This is a genomic window from Exiguobacterium sp. E4787 (assembly GCF_018618375.1).
In the GTDB taxonomy this organism is placed as follows: Bacteria; Bacillota; Bacilli; order Exiguobacteriales; family Exiguobacteriaceae; genus Exiguobacterium; species Exiguobacterium chiriqhucha.
The window spans coordinates 33867-50996 of the sequence record NZ_JACSLY010000001.1; the positions used below are offsets into that span (position 1 = coordinate 33867).

A 17130-nucleotide genomic window follows, 5' to 3' on the forward strand; every position below is an offset into this window, starting at 1 on the left:
GATTCGATGGATTTGAGTCCTATCCGTTCGTCCAAAGCCGTTGGTCGGACGTCGTCACGACCGTCGCACCGGCCTCGAGGGCGGCCTCGACTTCCTCGGTCGACGAAATCAGTCCGCCGGCAAAGACCGGGATTCCGGTTTCCGCCTTCACGGCCCGGATATATTTCGGGACGAGACCCGGTAACACTTCAATATAGTCCGGTTGCGTCCGCTTGATGAGGCGATAGCTTCGCTCGAGCGAGCTCGAATCGATTAAAAACAAACGTTGGACCGTTTTGACCTGTTTTTGCTTCGCTTTTAAAATGACGCTTCCTTTCGTCGAGATGATGCCGTACGGACGATACGTCTGGCAAATATACTCGGTCGCATACTCATCTGCCTTCAATCCTTGAATCAGGTCGAGATGGACGAAGACGTGTTTATCGTGGGCCGCCAATAATTGAAACACGGCATCGAGCCGGGCGACGTGCACTTCGAGCAGGACACCGATGTTAAACGGACCTTTTACAAATTTTTCGAGGTCACGCATATCACGCAGGGCGGGTAAAATCGTTTGACCATCTATCATCTGAACACGTCCTTTTTTTCATATCCTGGTTTCATTATTTGAATAACGCGGACCGGAAATCAAGGTTTACCGATTCAATATAGCGGGAAAATAATTTCAACTTATGCACAGAGAGGAAGTAGCGATATGGTCAATGAAGTGGAAGTACGAATCGAGACACCGACACCGGAGGAACATCAGCGCCTTCGCGTCATCGCCGGGATGCCGAAACGTTCCGACTCGGGGACGGTGAAAGGACTGGCCAACACGTTATATGGCGTCTGTCTATATAAAGATGATCACATGGTCGGGATGGGCCGCGTCGTCGGCGACGGCGGAATGGTGTTCCACCTTGTCGATATCGTCGTCGACCCGGATTGTCAGGGGCTCGGGCTCGGAAAATTGATCGTGGAGCAGTTAATGGACTGGATTTTACAGGAAGCCGACGAGACGGCCATCATCAGCCTGATTGCGGATATCCCGGCCGACGGACTGTACCGTCAATTCGGCTTTGACTATTCGCGCCCGGAATCGGTCGGGATGGAATACCAATGGAACCGAGACTGATTTGTTACCCGGTAATCCTGTCTGATATCTGGGGTGTCATATGGAACTGAATATGATCTTCTTACTCGGTTTAGCGTTAGCCGTCATTTCCGTGCTCAGTCTCATCATCGAGCGGTTATTCTTTCCGAGTATTCTTGCCTTTATCGCCATCGGCGTCGCCGTCGGCTTCTTCTGGGACGGAAATGAGGTCTTTAAAATCGCCGGCGAAATCGGGATTATCCTGTTATTCTTTTTACTCGGTTTGAAGTTTCCGCTCGGCGAGTTGATGAAGCGCCTAAAACGGGTATGGAAGGCAGGCGTCTTAGACATCGTGCTCGCCTTTGGCGTCACGATCGGGATTGCCATGCTGTTCGGACTCGATTTTTCACAATCTTTTTTAATCGGTGCCGTTTTATTTGCGACGAGCTCGTCGATTTCCGCGCGCCTGCTTGAACGGCATGCCGATAAACATGAAGATGTGAAAGAGTTCGTCTTGGCGCTCCTCATCTTTGAAGATATCTTCGCCCCGCTCATCTTGACAGTCGCCCCGTTCATCATTCAAGATGAGCCGATTGAAGTGTCCGATATCGGGAAAGTCTTCGCCGGTTTTCTCATCTTTGGCGTCTTACTCTTTATTGGATCGAGCTTCGTCAAAAAACAGCCGAAAATCGCCAAACATCTGTTGCGACAAGATGATGCGAGCATCGGCTTGATTGGCTTGATTCTCTTTTTCGCCGGAATCGGGATGGTGTTCGGACTGTCCGAGATTCTCGGTGCGTTCATTGCCGGGATCATGCTTGCTGGCATCCACGACGTGCGTCCGTTGAAACGGTTGACCGTCCCCGTTCGCGATTTGTTTTTACCGATTTTCTTCATCTCGTTCGGAATTTCAATCAACCTGGAACAAGGCGTCATCGTCAACACGCTCTTCTTCGTCTTAATCGTCTGGGGGGTGTTATCGAAATGGATTGTCGGCCGCGTCGGGGGCCGTCTGTATGGCCTGACACGGGTCCAAGCCAACGAGGCGGGTTTCTCGCTCGCTCCGCGCGGGGAGTTCTCGATTCTTTTCACGGCCCTATCGAACGGGGCAATCAACCTGTTCGTCGGACTATATATTTTCGTCTCGGCTATCATCGGAATCGTCTTGTTTCGCTTCTCTGAGATTTTAGCCGCCAAAACGGAAGAAAAACTTGAAAGAGTCTTGCCTGACGAGAACAAGGATGATTCGAACAAATGAAACGTGATATAAAGGACCGATCTTCTCGAGAAGATTGGTCCTTGTCGTTTAGAAAGAAGAGGCCCGTTTGTCCTGCTTCTTCTTCCGTTTTTTTCGCCAAACGAAAAAAACGATCACCCCGATTGCCAAAAGTCCGTAAATGGCGTACGAGTATACATCCAAATAGCTTAAAATCGATTCCCAATTCTCACCGACGCGAATGCCGATATAGATGAGAATTGTATTCCAAATCACCGTCCCCGCCGTACTGAGCAATAAAAATTTCAAGAACGGCATATTCGACATACCGGCCGGGATTGAAATCAAACTCCTCACGACCGGCATCAAGCGGCCAAAGAACACCATCCATCCTCCGTATTTGTCGAACCAGGCGTCGGCCCGATGCACGTCGGCAATGTCGAGCCGAATCCATTTGCCGTACCGTTTCGTCCACTTCTCGATTTGTTCGACATCCAAATAAAGTCCGATACCATACAGCAGGACCGCTCCTAGGATGGCGCCTGCCGTCGCTGCGAAGATGACGAGCGGGACGATCAAATCGGTCTTCACGGCGAAAAATCCGCCGAACAAGAGCACGACTTCCGAAGGAATCGGCGGGAACACGTTCTCAATAAAGATCATGAACGCGATACCGAAGTAACCGAACTGTTCAATGACTTGGATCATCCAGTCTCTCATGTGCTTCACCCTCCAATAGTTCCTACTATACCCGTCACGCCCGGTCAAAAACCGAAACAGCATGTTAAAATGAAGTACTTGAAGGAAAGCGAGGACATGACATGACTGAAGTAACACGTTGCCCATGGTGCGGCACCGACCCGTTGTACGTTCGTTATCACGATGAGGAATGGGGCAAACCCGTCCATGATGATCATAAGCACTTCGAATGTTTGACGCTCGAGAGCGCCCAGGCCGGTCTCAGCTGGATCACCATCTTACGGAAACGCGAGCATTACCGGGACGCCTATGCCGGGTTTGACGTCGCGACCGTCGCGACGTTCGACGAGACGGACGTGGAACGGTTGCTGACCAATCCTGGTCTCGTCCGAAACCGTCGTAAAATCGAGGCATCCATCAACAACGCCAAGCGATTCATCGAGATTCAACAAGAGTTCGGGTCGTTCGATGCCTACATTTGGTCATTCGTTGACAACACAGTGATTCGCAACGAGTGGGAATCGACCGACGACATCCCTGCCACGACCGAATTGTCCCATCAAGTGAGCAAAGACTTGAAGCGCCGCGGATTCAAATTTTTGGGACCGACGACCGTCTATGCCCACCTGCAAGCGACGGGCCTCATCAATGACCATCTCGCCTCTTGCTTCGCCAAATAATTTGATTATTTGGTCAATCCCTAAACAAAATCGTGCACTTCATTCATTTTTGTGACAAAATTTTGTCATGGTGCAATCCATAGATTTTGAAAGCGTTTTCATTACGAATGAGGGGGATGTTGTATGAACGGTGTATTGATTTCGATTACAGTGTATATGGCGCTCATGGTGTTACTCGGTGTCATCGCCTATCGGCGTACTGAGAGCATCGGCGACTATATGCTCGGAGGACGCGGCCTTGGTCCGGCCGTGGCGGCTTTGTCGGCCGGTGCTTCCGATATGAGTGGTTGGCTGTTGATGGGGTTGCCGGGGGCGATGTTCGCGACCGGTCTCTCGAGCGGATGGATCGTCATCGGGTTGACGATCGGTGCGTACTTGAACTGGTTGCTCGTCGCACCTCGCTTACGGACATATTCGTATTTGTCCGAGGATGCCATCACGATTCCAGATTTCTTTGAGAAACGATTTAAAGATTCACGCGGGACGCTCCGGACGTTCTCGGCGGCCGTGACACTCGTATTCTTCACACTCTATGCCACGAGCGGGTTCGTGGCCGGTGGTCGCTTGTTCGAAGCCGTCTTTGATATCAATTTCGGGACCGGGGTCGTCATTTTGGCTTCGATTATCATCATCTATACGTTCATCGGTGGCTTTTTGGCCGTCAGTTGGACCGACTTCGTCCAAGGGCTCATCATGTTGTTCGCTCTCATCCTCGTACCGGCCATCGCCATCACGGCGACCGACGGGGTGAGCGCCGCGTTCCAGACGATCGGTGATATCGATGAGGCGCTACTCGATCCATTGACGGGGCAATCGCTCATCGGCATCGTCTCGCTATTCGCTTGGGGACTCGGTTACTTCGGACAACCGCATATCATCGTCCGTTTTATGGCCATCGAGAAGTTGCAGGACATCAAGAAAGCACGACGCATCGGCATCTCGTGGATGTTGTTCACCGTCGTCGGGGCGATGGCGACCGGATTGTTCGGCCTCGCCTACTACACCCAGCGCGGACTTGAAATCGACAACCCGGAAAATGTTTTCATCAATTTATCTGATTTGTTGTTCGTCGATCTCATCACCGGGGTGTTGCTCGCAGCCTTGCTTGCAGCTATCATGTCGACGATTTCGTCACAGCTCCTCGTCTCATCGAGTGCCGCGACGACCGATTTCTATCAGAAGTTCTTCCGAAAAGACGCCGGCGACCGCGAACTCGTCATGGTCGGCCGAATTACCGTCATCCTCGTCTCGTTGATTTCGATTTGGCTCGCGTTCGGGGCGGATGACACGATTTTGAACTTGGTTGGCTATGCTTGGGCCGGATTCGGCTCGTCATTCGGTCCACTCATCTTGTTCAGCCTGTTCTGGAAACGGACGACGCGTCAAGGTGCGCTGGCAGGCATGTTGACCGGTGCGTTCATCGTCATCGTCTGGAAAAACTTTGCTGCCGATTGGTTCGGGACCTTCGGCGAACTGTATGAGATGATTCCAGCGTTCTTGTTGTCGAGCCTTGCCATCTACGTCGTCAGTTTGATGACACCACCGCCGAGCTCGATTATCACGAACGAGTTCGAGGAGATGGAACACATCTTGAAGACAGAACGAATTTAACAAACAGCGTGCCAGGCTACAATCGCCTGGCACTTTTTCTTATTCCCTGACAAGGATATTCTTCTTCCATGGCGAATGAATGGAGTAGTCCAGTTTGAATGACACGAAAGGAAGTGACTCGTCCGTTGAAACGAGTAATCCGATATAAACAAACGATGTTGACTTTGCCCCTCCTCCTGCTGTTCGGCTGCGCGACCGCCGACGTCGAGACGTCTCCAGAGCAAACGGAGACCCCGGCTCCAGAGACCGAGGCGGAAGCCCCGGCACCCGTTCCGGAAGAACCAGAACCCGTCGTGACGACGACGTCGCTCTATGCAATCGGCGACATCTTGTTACATGACAGCGTGTATAACGCCGCCAAGAGCGGAGACGGCTATGATTTCACCGCCGCCTTCGAACCGATCGCCCCGATTTTGACCGAGGCCGATATCGCCATCGCCAACCAGGAGAGCATGATCGGCGGCAGTGAGATCGGGTTATCGAGTTATCCCGCCTTCAACAGTCCGTATGAAGTCGGCGACGCGCTCCAAGACGCTGGAGTCGACTTGGTGACGACGGCAAACAACCATACGCTCGACCGAGGAGTCACGGCCATCGAGAACTCGATCGCGCACTGGAACGAGATTGGCATGCCGTACACTGGCTCCTTCTTATCGGAGGCGGACAAGTCTGAGCTTCGGACGCTGACTGAGAATGACATCTCATTTGCCTTCCTTGCCTATACGTACGGCACGAACGGTGTCGTCCCGAAGCAACCCTATCACGTCAATTATATCGATCTCGAGGCGATGACCCCTGAAATCGAAGCGGCCGAACAAGCGGCCGATATCACGGTCGTCTCGCTTCATTTCGGGAACGAATATGAGACGCTCCCGAACGAGGCGCAACAGACGCTCGTCCAACAACTGTCCGACCTCGGGGTCGACCTCATCATCGGCCATCATCCGCACGTCCTCCAACCGGTGGCCTGGGTGAATGGCGCTGAAGGGAATCGGACGTTCGTTGCCTACTCGCTCGGCAACTTCCTGTCCGGCCAACAAGGGGACGACCGGAATACGGGTGGCATCGTCGGCATCGACGTCGTCAAGACGGTCGAGGACGATAAGGAGACGATTGAACTCGCCAACCCGATGTTTTATCCGACGTTCACTCGCCGCTCTAGCGTGGAAGGTCCGTTCGAGGTCGTACCGCTCCAGACCGGCAAGCCGGAGCTGTTCGAGGCCACGAGCCAACACATGTCCCAATGGATGCCCGAGCTCGAAATCGTCCAATGAAGGATCACTTTTCACAAGTGATTCTTTTTTTTGCCAAAAAGGTTGCTTTACGGAGAAGCATACGTTAGAGTAATTCGTATATTTATAAATACAGATGAATAATTATGTATAAGGGGTGTAAGGAAATGAAACAAAAACTCGTATTAGCTTATTCAGGTGGACTTGATACATCGGTCGCAATCAAATGGTTGGATGAACAAGGGTATGACGTCATCGCCTGCTGTTTGAACGTCGGCGAAGGAAAAGACGTGGAACGCATTCAACAGAAGGCACTCAAAGTCGGGGCCGTCAAATCGGTCGTCATCGATGCGGTCGATGAATTCGTCAACGATTTCGCCCGTTACTCGATGCAGGCACATACGATGTATGAAGGCGTCTATCCGCTCGTCTCTGCCCTATCGCGCCCGCTCATCTCGAAGAAGCTAGTCGAGGTCGCACAAGCCGAAGGCGCCATCGCCGTCGCTCACGGATGCACGGGGAAAGGGAACGACCAAGTCCGGTTCGAAGTGTCAATCCATGCGCTCGACCCGTCGCTTGAAATTATCGCCCCGGTGCGGGAGTGGAAATGGTCACGGGAAGAAGAGATCGCCTATGCGGCCGAGCACGGTATCCCGATTCCAATCGTCCAAGAAGAACCGTTCTCGATCGACCAAAACATTTGGGGCCGGGCCGTCGAATGCGGCATCCTCGAGGACCCTTGGGCCGCTCCACCAGCGAGTGCCTACGAATTGACGGCGCAACTCGAAGACACACCGAACGAACCGACGTATGTCGAAATCGAATTCAACGCCGGTGTACCGGTCGCCATCAATGGACATGCGGCGACGTTCACAGCCATTCTTGAGCAGTTGAACATCGTCGCTGGGGCCCACGGCATCGGGAAAATCGACCATATTGAGAACCGGGTCGTCGGCATCAAATCGCGGGAAGTGTACGAGGCACCGGGTGCGATGACGCTCATCACCGCACACCAGGCGCTCGAGGCACTCACACTCGTCCGGGAAGTCGCCCATTTTAAACCGATCGTCGAACAGAAGTTGACAGAGACGATTTATAATGGCTTATGGTACTCACCATTGACGAAAGCACTCCTCGCCTTCATCGATGAGACGCAACAGACGGTGACAGGTACGGTCCGGATGAAACTATTCAAAGGACAGGCCATCGTCGACGGACGGAAATCACCGATTTCGCTCTATGACGAACACCTCGCGACATACACGTCAGCCGACACGTTCGACCAGCAAGCGGCCGTCGGCTTCATCAAACTTTGGGGGCTGCCGACGAAAGTGCAAGCGGAAGTGCTCGCCGAGAAAGGAACGATGGTGCATGAGTAAATTATGGGGCGGCCGGTTCGAACTGACGGCCAGTGAATGGGTCGACGAGTTCGGGGCCTCGATTCATTTCGACGCCCAGCTCGTGTTAGAAGATATTGAAGGGAGCATCGCCCACGTGACGATGCTCGGGGAGCAACATATTTTGACAGCAGATGAAGTCGCGCAAATCGTCGCTGGTCTGAAGACGCTAGCCAAGAAGGCACAAGCGAGCGAATTGACGTTCAACGTCTTCCATGAAGATATTCATATGAACCTCGAGGCGTTGTTGCATGAAGAGATCGGGCCCGTCGCTGGAAAGATGCACACGGCCCGTAGCCGGAACGACCAGGTCGCGACCGATATGCACCTCTATTTAAAGCGCCGCGTCCTCGAGACAATCGAAGGGATTGAAGCCGTGCAGACGGCACTCTATGACCACGCCGCTCAGAACGTCGAGTCGATCATGCCAGGTTATACACATTTGCAACGGGCACAGCCAGTCTCGCTGGCCCATCACTTGCTCGCTTACTTCTGGATGCTCGAGCGAGACAAGGAACGTTTCAGTGACAGCTTGAAACGGATCGACATGAGCCCGCTCGGTGCCGGGGCTCTCGCTGGGACGACCTTCCCGATCGATCGCCACCGTTCGGCCGAACTACTTGGATTCGCAAACGTGTATCCGAACAGCCTGGACGCCGTCAGCGACCGTGATTTCATCTTGGAATTTTTATCGAACGCGTCGCTCCTCATGATGCACTTGTCACGGTTCTGTGAGGAGTTGATTCTTTGGAGCAGTGAAGAGTATCGGTTCATCACGATCTCTGACGTGTTCTCGACGGGATCGAGCATGATGCCTCAGAAGAAGAACCCGGACATGGCCGAACTCGTCCGCGGGAAGTCGGGACGGGTCGTCGGCAATCTGATGGGGCTGCTGACCATTATGAAAGGCTTGCCGCTCGCCTATAATAAAGACCTGCAAGAAGACAAGGAAGGCATGTTTGACACCGTCAAGACGCTCCAAGGAAGCCTCAGCATCATGGCCGGCATGATTCAAGACATGACGTTCCACACGGACACGATGAAACAAGCGACCGAGCGCGATTTTTCGAACGCAACCGAGCTCGCCGACTATTTGACGGCGAAAGGCATGCCGTTCCGGGAGGCGCATGAAGTGACGGGGACACTCGTCCGCTACTGTATCGACCATCGGCTGTATTTGGTGGAGCTCCCGCTTGAGACGTATCAAGCCCACTCTGGATTGATTGAACAGGACGTCTACGAGGCACTCTCACCGGTGACGGCCGTCAAACGCCGCAACAGCTACGGCGGGACGGGCTTCGACTCGGTTCGCACCCAACTAAACGAGGTGGCAGGAAAACTGCCACAGCGCACTTAAATAAAAGAGCATTTGGTCACTTAAGACCAGGTGCTCATTTTATGCTTGTCAACCTTATCCAATGGTGTTAACCTTGTTTTAGTTAACGTTAACGGAAAAGGGGTTTACATAATGAAGATTCATGATTTAACGCAAATCGCTATCGGCGCCGCCCTGCTCGCGAGCATCGGTTCAATCGCTATCCCGATCGGCCCTGTGCCAATCACGCTGCAAATGCTCGGCATCATGACCGTCGCTTCGATCCTTGGGGCCAAAAAAGGTGGACTCGCTGTCGTCGTCTATCTCTTGCTCGGTTTAATCGGATTACCGGTGTTGAGCGGTTCGGGCGGACTTGCACCGTTCGTCGGTCCGACGGTCGGATACTTGCTCGCCTTCCCAATCGTGGCCTTTTTGATTGGCTGGTCATCGGAACGGCATCGTTCGTTCCCTGCCCTCATCGGCTACAACGTCTTATTTGGACTCGGTCTTGTCTATTTGCTCGGCAGTCTTGGGTTGCAAGCCGTGTTTGGTATGACGTTCATCGATGCGCTCAAAGTGAACATTCCGTTCATCATCGGCGACTTAATCAAAGCAGTGTTGGCGGCAGCTATCGCTTATAAAGTGTCCACCAACCCTCAAATGCGCAAAACCCTCGCCTCTTGAAGGTTCAAACGTTTCAGCGGAAAGTATAGGTGGAACGTATATAGTATGGAAGGGGGTGTCCTTATGAGCGATTCGACGTTTAAAAAACGTTTGGCTAAAGCGACCCATCGCTTTCCGAAAGGACAACGACGCGGGAAAGACGAGACGCGGCACGAGAAGCGCGATATCGAGGCGTTCGAACGAAGTCTGCTGGAAGCGAAAAGTAAAGTCGGAGAGATTCAAGAAAACATTGACCATATTGCCAGACGTTAAAACCTCGTCCTCGGACGGGGTTTTTTACTGTGCTGAACTGGTTAAGAATGCTTGGTACGTCTCGTCGATTTGAATACCAATGGAATGGTTCCCACAAACAAACCCCCGTCCGTAGACGAGGGTTTAGGATTACTTCGAACGCGGTCGGATGAACAGCGCGACGATGAATGAGAGCGCGAGCACGACGAGCAGTCCGAGTGAAATGTCATTATAGCCGAGCAAATTGAGAGCCACACTGATAGCGACGGCGACATAGAAGCCACCGAGCGCCTTTTTGACGAGTTGCGAACTGAACCGCTGCAACTGCTTCGCTCCAATCGGCGAACCAATCATCGCCCCGGCGATTAAGGCGATACCATGCCAATAATTCACATCAGCGCCGGCGACAGCATAGTTGATCACGCCCGAGACGACGATGAGGAACGCCGCGGCGATGCTCGTCCCGACGGCCCGTTTCATCTCGGTGTTGAGCAATTTGACTTGAAGCGGTGTCAACACGAAGCCACCACTGACACCCATGAGTGATGAGATGAATCCGCCGAACAATCCAATGAAGCCGAGGCGCGGGACCGACTCCGAACCGACGCTGCCCTCCTCATGCTGTTTCGAACGGAAGAACGAGACGGCGAAATACGTTAACAGCGCGATATAGGCGAGCGAGATGACCGGTTTCGCCCCGTCGAGCGTCTCGAGATATAACACGAGCGGCGTCGCCACCCACGTGCCGGTGACCCCGAACACACCGATCAAGAGGGCATGTTTCGGGTTGACGTTTTTTAATTTGATGTGGGAGATTGTGCCGGCCGTTGTCGATCCGAGCGTAAGCATGAGACTGAGCGCGATGGCCGCACTCGCCTCGTATCCGAAAACGAGCAGGAGTGGCGTGAGTAAAATTCCGCCGCCGATGCCGAAGAATCCGCTCAAAATTCCGATGAGCGTTCCGAGCAAAAGAAACGATAGTAATGCTGTGACGTCCATGAACAAACCTTCTTTCTTTCCTTTTCATAACTAATCATAACAAAAAAGGAGCGCATGTTGCGCCCCTCACTTACAACACACGCTCTAAAAATTCGAATACCGTCCGGCGATATTCGGTTTGGAACGATCGATGCGACTGCACGTGCCCATCATTCTCGGTCACCCACAGTTCGACATCCTCGCCGGCTTTGGCCAATTGCTCGCTCTCGCTTACGGGAATGGCATCGTCACCTTGACTATGAATCAATAACACCGGTGCCTCGATTTGAGCCATATCGTCAATCGGTTTGACCACATCCGCGTCGAGCCCCGTAAACCAAGGCGTCACCGTCATGATGACCGGTGTGAACGGGAAGTTCGGTAAATCGCTCCATACCGGCAGATTCGTTTCGAGATAGCCGCGGAGGTCACTGAACGGGCTATCAGCGATGACGGCGGCGACATCGGTCTCGTCAGCCGTCGCGAGTGCCGTCGCGGCACCCATCGAAACCCCATATAAGACGATGGGCCCGTCCGAGCGCTCTTTCGCATACGCGATGGCGGCAGCAAGGTCAGATTGCTCCTTTGCCCCGACCGTCACGCGATCCCCTTCTGAAATTCCGGAGCCGCGAAAGTCGAACGTCAAAAACTGATACCCTTGCTCATGGAATTCCGGAATCAATTCTTTGAGCGGCAAATCGGATTGTTCACGGTTCTTCCCGTAGCCATGCGCGAAGACAATCGTCGCACGCGGCGTCGGGTGCGGGATCCACCAGCCGTATAATTCCTGTTGATCCTCTGATTCGATCGTGATGTTCTCATACTTGACGCCTAGCGTCTTAGGGGTGAACGTCAACGTCTCCCGTTCAGGTGACGTCAATTGATCCCCGATGTGGGCCGAGATGCCCACGACGGCAAGAAACGCGACGAAAACCAATACGCCGACGGCGATTCCCATATATTTGACCCAACGATTCATCGCAGTGCCCCTCTCCTAAGTATAGTTCGCATCAGCCGTCTCACCGGAGCCAGCTCCGTAAGGCGACGAGCGCATGTTGTACCGGCTCCCACGTCTCAGACGGGATGACGTAACATGTCGCCTCGTGAATCGTGAACGTCTTGACGTCCGCCCGTTTGACGATATTCTCTCCAATGGCACCGAACGGGTCACTGTTGACGTCGGTATGCTCGAACGTCTTCCACACCCGTTGACCGTTCTCCATTAACGCACATTCGAACGGCTTCACAGGACCCTCAATTCCGTATTCGGCATAATGCCATAACGTTGTCGCATCGAGCGGCGAACCGAGATGTAATATTTTCGCATCGCGCTCAATCATCCGTTCAATCGGCGACCCTGGCCCGAAGCCGACGTCGAGCGTATGTCCGGCCACGATGTGTTCGGCGTCCCGTCCCCACGCGGCGACCGACCACATCGGGTGATCGCTCCGGAACACTTCCGGATACGAGCGGAACAGCTCTGGGACACGACCCATCCCTCGGGTCGCTGTTTTCGCCGAGTCATACGCTGGCATCTCATCACGGATGGTCTGCCACCATTCGACTGGGACCGGTGGGGCTTCCCATTCAGCGGGATTTGAATTATCCCCGCTCTGGGTCGCCATCATGATGAGCCCGTCCGGTCCGACCGTTTCTTGGAGCGCCTCGATGACCGTCTGAGGCCCGCCGCACACCCAGCCAAGTTTTGATAGCGACGTGTGGACGAACAGTGCGTCCCCTCGTCGAATGCCCGCCTCTTGCAGGTGGGCCACTAACGTTGTTTTCGTTTCCATATGTTTCATCAGTCTCACTCCACGATGAGCTGGATCGTTGACCCGCTCCTTGATTTCTTGACTTCAATCCGGGCATCGACCCGGTCTTTCAATTCTTGGACGTGGCTGATGACCCCGACGAGCCGGCCGCTCGATTGCAGCGACATGAGCAATTCAATCGCTTGATCGAGCGATTCGGCGTCGAGCGTCCCGAAGCCTTCATCGATCAGCATCGTCTCGAGACTGACCCCGCCACTCAACTGTTGGACGACCTCGGCCAATCCAAGGGCGAGCGAGAGCGATGCCTTGAACCCTTCGCCGCCCGATAAGTTTTGGACCCGGCGTGACTGACCGGTATAGGCGTCAAAGACTAATAATTCGAGACCCGACTTGGCATTTCCTTTCGCAGTCTCGATTTTCCGCTCCAATTGGAACTGTCCGCTCGTCATTTGATCGAGATGGACGTTGGCCGCATGGAGAATTTGATCGAAGAACGCCGTCTGCACGTACGTCTCGAACGTCAATTTTTGCGGATTCAGACCACGTCCGGTGTCGGCGATCAATTTGACCGTCTCCAGATTCCGTTGATCCTCATCCGTCTTCTCCCGTAACGCGTTCCATTCGGCGACGATGTGACGATGGCGTTTCAATTGCCCGTCCGCCGTCACGAGTTGTTCGGACAGCGTTTCGAACGAACGGCCCTCTTCGTGCAACTTCTCCTGGAGGCGTTCAAGGTCTGGTCGCGGACGGTCCCCGATTTTCTCGTTCAGCGCCTTGACGGCGTGTTCGAGCCGGACACCTTCCTCAAGCTCAGTCGCTTGGCGCTCGCGTAGTTCGGGCAGTTGCTCGACGCGCAAGCGATACTCCTTGAACACAGCTTCAGTCAACTCAATTCTCTCGAAAGCGGCCTCCAGTTCAGCCGTCGCTTCGGAAAGACGAGCATGTTCGAACTCGAGTTGTTCGCCAAGGAGACGGAGTCGTTCCGCTTCCCCCCACTTCAATCGATTCAGTTCTTCGAGCCGACGTTCATACGCCGCCACGTCCCGTTCGATGCGGTCGAGTCGCGTCTTGAGCTGACTTCGCTCGGTCTGCAGCATCTCTAACGTCGTCCCATCCGGTTGACGCATCGACTCGAGTTTCTCTTGCACGGCTTGTAGCTGTTCGAACAGCTTCTGCCGTTCGTCCGCCTGTAGACGCTTGGCCGTCTCGAGTTGCTTCAATTCGGTCGTGGTCGTACGTAGCAGGCGCTCCATCCGTTGACGTTCTTCGGCCTGTTGACGCAACTGTCGGACACGTTCGTCTTGGTCTTGCAACGCGGTGGCAGCCGCACCGTCGAGTTTCAACTCGATCCGAGCAAGGTCGCGTTCACGAATCAGTTCATCGAGTTGTCGTTTGAGCGCCCGATAATCCGCCCGTGCCTCATGGAGTTCGGCCTCAATCCGTTTCAGTGCCTCAACGGCTGAACGATGACCGGCCTCATCAATCGACGTCTCTGTCCGCTCGACGTGTCCGTGGGTCAATGATCCGCAGACCGGACAAGGTTCCCCCGTCTCGAGCTGCTCGCGCAGCATGTCGGCCATGCGTGCATGCTCGGCCTCGACGAATTGGTCGACTCGTTCCGTCTGGACGGTGAATTGTCGTTGGATGTCCTTGCCGCTCCGTTCACAGGCGGCAAGCCGTTCCGTGACCTCTGCCACTTTCGACTCGAGTCGAACCTGATGTTGGAGCTGACTATACAGTCGTTCGGCCTCGACGAGTTGGTCTGGGGCAGGTGCGTGTTCCAGCTTAGCCACAAGTTCGCCTTCGGTCGCTTGGAGCTCCTGGAGACGTGCTTCTTCTGAGAATAGACTGAGGGGCTCCAACTGGCGTTTCAAGTCATCCCGACGTCTAGTGGCCCGGTGCCATTCATCGACATAGGGCAACATCTCGTCAATCGCATTGACGCGACTTGTGGCTTGGTCTGCCTCCTGGCGCATGGTCGTGATGGCCTCTGCTTCTGCCTTCAACTCCTCCAACTGTCTCGTGTAGCCTTCGTCTCGTTGACGGGATACATCGCGTTCACGGGTCAACCGTTCGATATCGTGACGCACCGTTTCGGTACGTTGATAGAGCGGGCTGACGCTCGCCACTTGTTCAAGTCGCAAGATGAGCGCCTGGCGTTCTTCGCGTGCTTGTGCCGCTTGACGGAATGCTTGGAGTGCGGTCGCGCGCACGTCCCGCTCATCCATCAACTCGGCGAGCACGGTCGCCTGATTCACTTCTCGACGCAGCGCCTCGAGCCGATCCTCACCAGTCCGGCGCTGAGTCTGTAACGTGTCCCGCGCCGCCAAGAGTCGCTCCTCCCGGGCGTCGAGCCACGTCACGATTTCAGGCAAGTTGCGGGTCGACATGTCCTCGACGGCCTCGTCTTCGAGTTCCAACAGTTTTAAACGCGTCGTCTCGACCGCCCATTCGACGCGTTTGCGGTACTTGCCGTAACGTTCGATCCAATCCTCCTGAAAGGAGCGGTACGCCTCCGTCTTGAAGATTGATTGCAGAATCTGTTGCTTCTTCGTCGAATCGGAATCAAGGAGCTGACGGAACTGGTTCTGCGGCAACAGCAAGATTTGACTGAACTGCTCATAGCTTAGCTGCAACAACGATTCAATCGTCTGTTCGACGTCGTTCACTTTCGTCGCCAACGGTTTCCATGTTTCTTTCCATTCATACAGCACCGCCTCGTGCGGAATCGGCGTCTTGTTTTTCGGATGCGGTTGTTGCGGCTGACGAACGATCCGATACCGTTCATCACGAATCGTGAACGTGAAGTCGATTTCAGTCTTCCGTTCCGGGTCCGCATATTGGCTTCGGAAATCGCTGGCGTTCCGGAGTGCCCCGCTGGCCCGACCATAGAGCGCGAACGTCATCGCGTCAAAAATGGTCGTCTTTCCGGCACCGGTCCTGCCGCTGATGACGAACATTGAACGTCCTTCAAGCTGCGTAAAATCGATTTGTTCCGTCTCGGCGTAAGGACCGAAGGCGGTGATGGTCAATTGTTCCGGTCTCAAATCGATTCCTCCCCTTCTAAGAAACGTTGCACCGTCGCATCGGCATCGCGGCCGTGGACGGCTTTAAAGAAGTCCATATATACATCCTCGACCGATTGCCGCTCGAGCTTCTCACGTTCGAAGCGAGACGTCTGGTCTTGGCGACGCAACAACTCGAGTTCGAGGTGTAAAATGTTCGGATAGACGGTCCGTAACTTGGCCATCGGGTCGAATAACGCACGTTCATCGGTCAAGACGATTTTCAAATAGTCGTCGACGGCCTCATCTTGATAAAACGACGGGTCGAGTAGCTCGTTCAGCGTCCCGGTCAAAATGCGCAAGTCTCGTCGCGCTTTTAGCGGGCGCCGACGGCGTGTCCATGTCCCGTCCCATTCGATGACGTCGATCGATTTCACATGGGACGCCTCGGAGAACGAATATTTCATAAGCGAGCCGCTGTACGCGACCCGGTCGTCGCGGATGGCGTCACGGTTATGCAAGTGTCCGAGTGCCGTATAGCCGAACGGCGCGTATAATCCTTTGGCGACTTGCCCTGCCGTCCCGACGGACAGCTGCCGTTCGGAATCGGTCTCGAGTCCACCGGCGACGAAACTGTGGCCGACGGCGACCGCGCGTGCATCAATCGCCCCGTATGAGTCAATGACTGCGGCGAGTGCGTCATGATGGGTCCGAATCGACTCGTCGCCGAACGCATAACGGATGCGCGCCGGCTCAAGGAACGGCATCAAATAAAATGGGATGTCGTTCACGACAATCGGCCCTGTGCCCGGGTCAACCTTTCCGACGATATGGAGACCGACTTTCGTCAACAGTTTGGAGCTGTATTGGAGCCGCTCGGCCGAATCATGATTGCCGGCGATGGCGAGCACAGGGATGCCCCGCTCGAGGACGAGCGCGCGCCACATCTCATCGAGCAGATCGACGGCCTCAACGGGCGGCACGGCCCGATCATATAAATCACCGGCGACGACGATGGCGTCAGGCTTCTCCTCGTCGACGATGTGTAAGAAAGACTCAAATAAAATGATTTGTTGTTCTTCTGTCATATGGCGGCCGTGGACGATTTTACCTAAATGCCAATCGGCCGTATGTATCCATTTCATGCGACTTCACCTCTGATTCCATTCTAGCATTATTCCGGTGTACGATTCGACGTCTTGACACTTGTTTTCGAAACAGCGAAAGTTAATAGGAAA

General features: G+C 54.2%; 16 protein-coding genes. 9 read left to right on the top strand and 7 right to left on the bottom strand.

Features of this window, described 5'->3' with window-relative positions; genetic code table 11:
* Nucleotides 1-19: 19 nt before the first annotated feature.
* Complete coding sequence (locus KNP80_RS00200; RefSeq protein WP_214720194.1) at nt 20-568, bottom strand: glycerol-3-phosphate responsive antiterminator; 549 nt, start codon at nt 566-568, stop codon at nt 20-22.
* 126 nt (nt 569-694) lie between these two features.
* On the opposite strand from KNP80_RS00200, the gene KNP80_RS00205 reads away from it, so the two are divergent.
* Both KNP80_RS00205 and KNP80_RS00210 read left to right on the top strand, forming a co-directional pair.
* Nucleotides 695-1114, top strand: coding sequence for a GNAT family N-acetyltransferase (locus tag KNP80_RS00205; protein WP_214720195.1), 420 nt, complete (start codon nt 695-697; stop codon nt 1112-1114).
* Between the two features lie 40 nt (nt 1115-1154).
* On the top strand, nt 1155-2330 hold the full coding sequence (locus KNP80_RS00210) for a cation:proton antiporter (protein ID WP_214833374.1): 1176 nt from the start codon (nt 1155-1157) through the stop codon (nt 2328-2330).
* 48 nt (nt 2331-2378) lie between these two features.
* Here the strand turns inward: KNP80_RS00210 and KNP80_RS00215 are convergent, their stop codons facing one another.
* The gene (locus KNP80_RS00215) at nt 2379-3008 is read right to left on the bottom strand and encodes a DedA family protein (protein ID WP_214720197.1); all 630 of its coding nucleotides are present in this window, start codon (nt 3006-3008) and stop codon (nt 2379-2381) included.
* Between the two features lie 101 nt (nt 3009-3109).
* On the opposite strand from KNP80_RS00215, the gene KNP80_RS00220 reads away from it, so the two are divergent.
* The 7 genes from KNP80_RS00220 (at nt 3110) to KNP80_RS00250 (ending at nt 10158) form a co-directional block, all read left to right on the top strand.
* Nucleotides 3110-3667: a DNA-3-methyladenine glycosylase I gene (locus KNP80_RS00220; RefSeq protein WP_214720198.1), complete on the top strand. Its 558-nt coding sequence runs from the start codon at nt 3110-3112 to the stop codon at nt 3665-3667.
* Between the two features lie 123 nt (nt 3668-3790).
* The gene (gene putP, locus KNP80_RS00225) at nt 3791-5278 is read left to right on the top strand and encodes a sodium/proline symporter PutP (protein WP_214720199.1); all 1488 of its coding nucleotides are present in this window, start codon (nt 3791-3793) and stop codon (nt 5276-5278) included.
* A 125-nt stretch (nt 5279-5403) separates the two neighbouring features.
* A complete protein-coding gene (locus KNP80_RS00230) occupies nt 5404-6552 on the top strand; it encodes a CapA family protein (RefSeq protein ID WP_251132303.1) in 1149 nt (382 codons plus the stop codon).
* Between the two features lie 125 nt (nt 6553-6677).
* On the top strand, nt 6678-7889 hold the full coding sequence (locus KNP80_RS00235; RefSeq protein WP_214833377.1) for an argininosuccinate synthase: 1212 nt from the start codon (nt 6678-6680) through the stop codon (nt 7887-7889).
* Nucleotides 7882-9264: an argininosuccinate lyase gene (argH, locus tag KNP80_RS00240; RefSeq protein WP_214833380.1), complete on the top strand. Its 1383-nt coding sequence runs from the start codon at nt 7882-7884 to the stop codon at nt 9262-9264. The genes KNP80_RS00235 and argH overlap by 8 nt, the downstream gene beginning before the upstream one ends.
* Before the next feature lie 111 nt (nt 9265-9375).
* Nucleotides 9376-9906 (top strand): biotin transporter BioY, encoded by a 531-nt coding sequence (locus KNP80_RS00245; protein ID WP_214833383.1) that lies wholly within the window; start codon nt 9376-9378, stop codon nt 9904-9906.
* 63 nt (nt 9907-9969) lie between these two features.
* Nucleotides 9970-10158 carry a hypothetical protein gene (locus KNP80_RS00250; protein ID WP_214833387.1) on the top strand — a complete coding sequence of 63 codons (189 nt, stop codon included), beginning with the start codon at nt 9970-9972 and terminating at the stop codon, nt 10156-10158.
* A gap of 129 nt (nt 10159-10287) precedes the next feature.
* On the opposite strand, the gene KNP80_RS00255 is transcribed toward KNP80_RS00250, so the two are convergent.
* From KNP80_RS00255 to KNP80_RS00275, 5 genes are all read right to left on the bottom strand, one after another.
* The gene (locus KNP80_RS00255; protein ID WP_214833390.1) at nt 10288-11136 is read right to left on the bottom strand and encodes a sulfite exporter TauE/SafE family protein; all 849 of its coding nucleotides are present in this window, start codon (nt 11134-11136) and stop codon (nt 10288-10290) included.
* A 70-nt stretch (nt 11137-11206) separates the two neighbouring features.
* The gene (locus KNP80_RS00260; RefSeq protein WP_214720205.1) at nt 11207-12094 is read right to left on the bottom strand and encodes an alpha/beta hydrolase; all 888 of its coding nucleotides are present in this window, start codon (nt 12092-12094) and stop codon (nt 11207-11209) included.
* A gap of 40 nt (nt 12095-12134) precedes the next feature.
* A complete protein-coding gene (locus KNP80_RS00265) occupies nt 12135-12917 on the bottom strand; it encodes an AAC(3) family N-acetyltransferase (RefSeq protein WP_214833393.1) in 783 nt (260 codons plus the stop codon).
* A 5-nt stretch (nt 12918-12922) separates the two neighbouring features.
* Complete coding sequence (locus KNP80_RS00270; RefSeq protein ID WP_214833395.1) at nt 12923-15934, bottom strand: AAA family ATPase; 3012 nt, start codon at nt 15932-15934, stop codon at nt 12923-12925.
* Complete coding sequence (locus tag KNP80_RS00275; RefSeq protein WP_058763788.1) at nt 15931-17037, bottom strand: exonuclease SbcCD subunit D; 1107 nt, start codon at nt 17035-17037, stop codon at nt 15931-15933. Before KNP80_RS00275 ends, KNP80_RS00270 begins: the two co-directional genes overlap by 4 nt.
* Nucleotides 17038-17130 lie beyond the last annotated feature (93 nt).

Coding starts and splice junctions, on each gene's coding strand:
- KNP80_RS00200 (WP_214720194.1), bottom strand. CDS start 568: ATGATAGATGGTCAAACGATTTTACCCGCCCTGCGTGATATGCGTGAC.
- KNP80_RS00205 (WP_214720195.1), top strand. CDS start 695: ATGGTCAATGAAGTGGAAGTACGAATCGAGACACCGACACCGGAGGAA.
- KNP80_RS00210 (WP_214833374.1), top strand. CDS start 1,155: ATGGAACTGAATATGATCTTCTTACTCGGTTTAGCGTTAGCCGTCATT.
- KNP80_RS00215 (WP_214720197.1), bottom strand. CDS start 3,008: ATGAGAGACTGGATGATCCAAGTCATTGAACAGTTCGGTTACTTCGGT.
- KNP80_RS00220 (WP_214720198.1), top strand. CDS start 3,110: ATGACTGAAGTAACACGTTGCCCATGGTGCGGCACCGACCCGTTGTAC.
- putP (WP_214720199.1), top strand. CDS start 3,791: ATGAACGGTGTATTGATTTCGATTACAGTGTATATGGCGCTCATGGTG.
- KNP80_RS00235 (WP_214833377.1), top strand. CDS start 6,678: ATGAAACAAAAACTCGTATTAGCTTATTCAGGTGGACTTGATACATCG.
- argH (WP_214833380.1), top strand. CDS start 7,882: ATGAGTAAATTATGGGGCGGCCGGTTCGAACTGACGGCCAGTGAATGG.
- KNP80_RS00245 (WP_214833383.1), top strand. CDS start 9,376: ATGAAGATTCATGATTTAACGCAAATCGCTATCGGCGCCGCCCTGCTC.
- KNP80_RS00250 (WP_214833387.1), top strand. CDS start 9,970: ATGAGCGATTCGACGTTTAAAAAACGTTTGGCTAAAGCGACCCATCGC.
- KNP80_RS00255 (WP_214833390.1), bottom strand. CDS start 11,136: ATGGACGTCACAGCATTACTATCGTTTCTTTTGCTCGGAACGCTCATC.
- KNP80_RS00260 (WP_214720205.1), bottom strand. CDS start 12,094: ATGAATCGTTGGGTCAAATATATGGGAATCGCCGTCGGCGTATTGGTT.
- KNP80_RS00265 (WP_214833393.1), bottom strand. CDS start 12,917: ATGAAACATATGGAAACGAAAACAACGTTAGTGGCCCACCTGCAAGAG.
- KNP80_RS00275 (WP_058763788.1), bottom strand. CDS start 17,037: ATGAAATGGATACATACGGCCGATTGGCATTTAGGTAAAATCGTCCAC.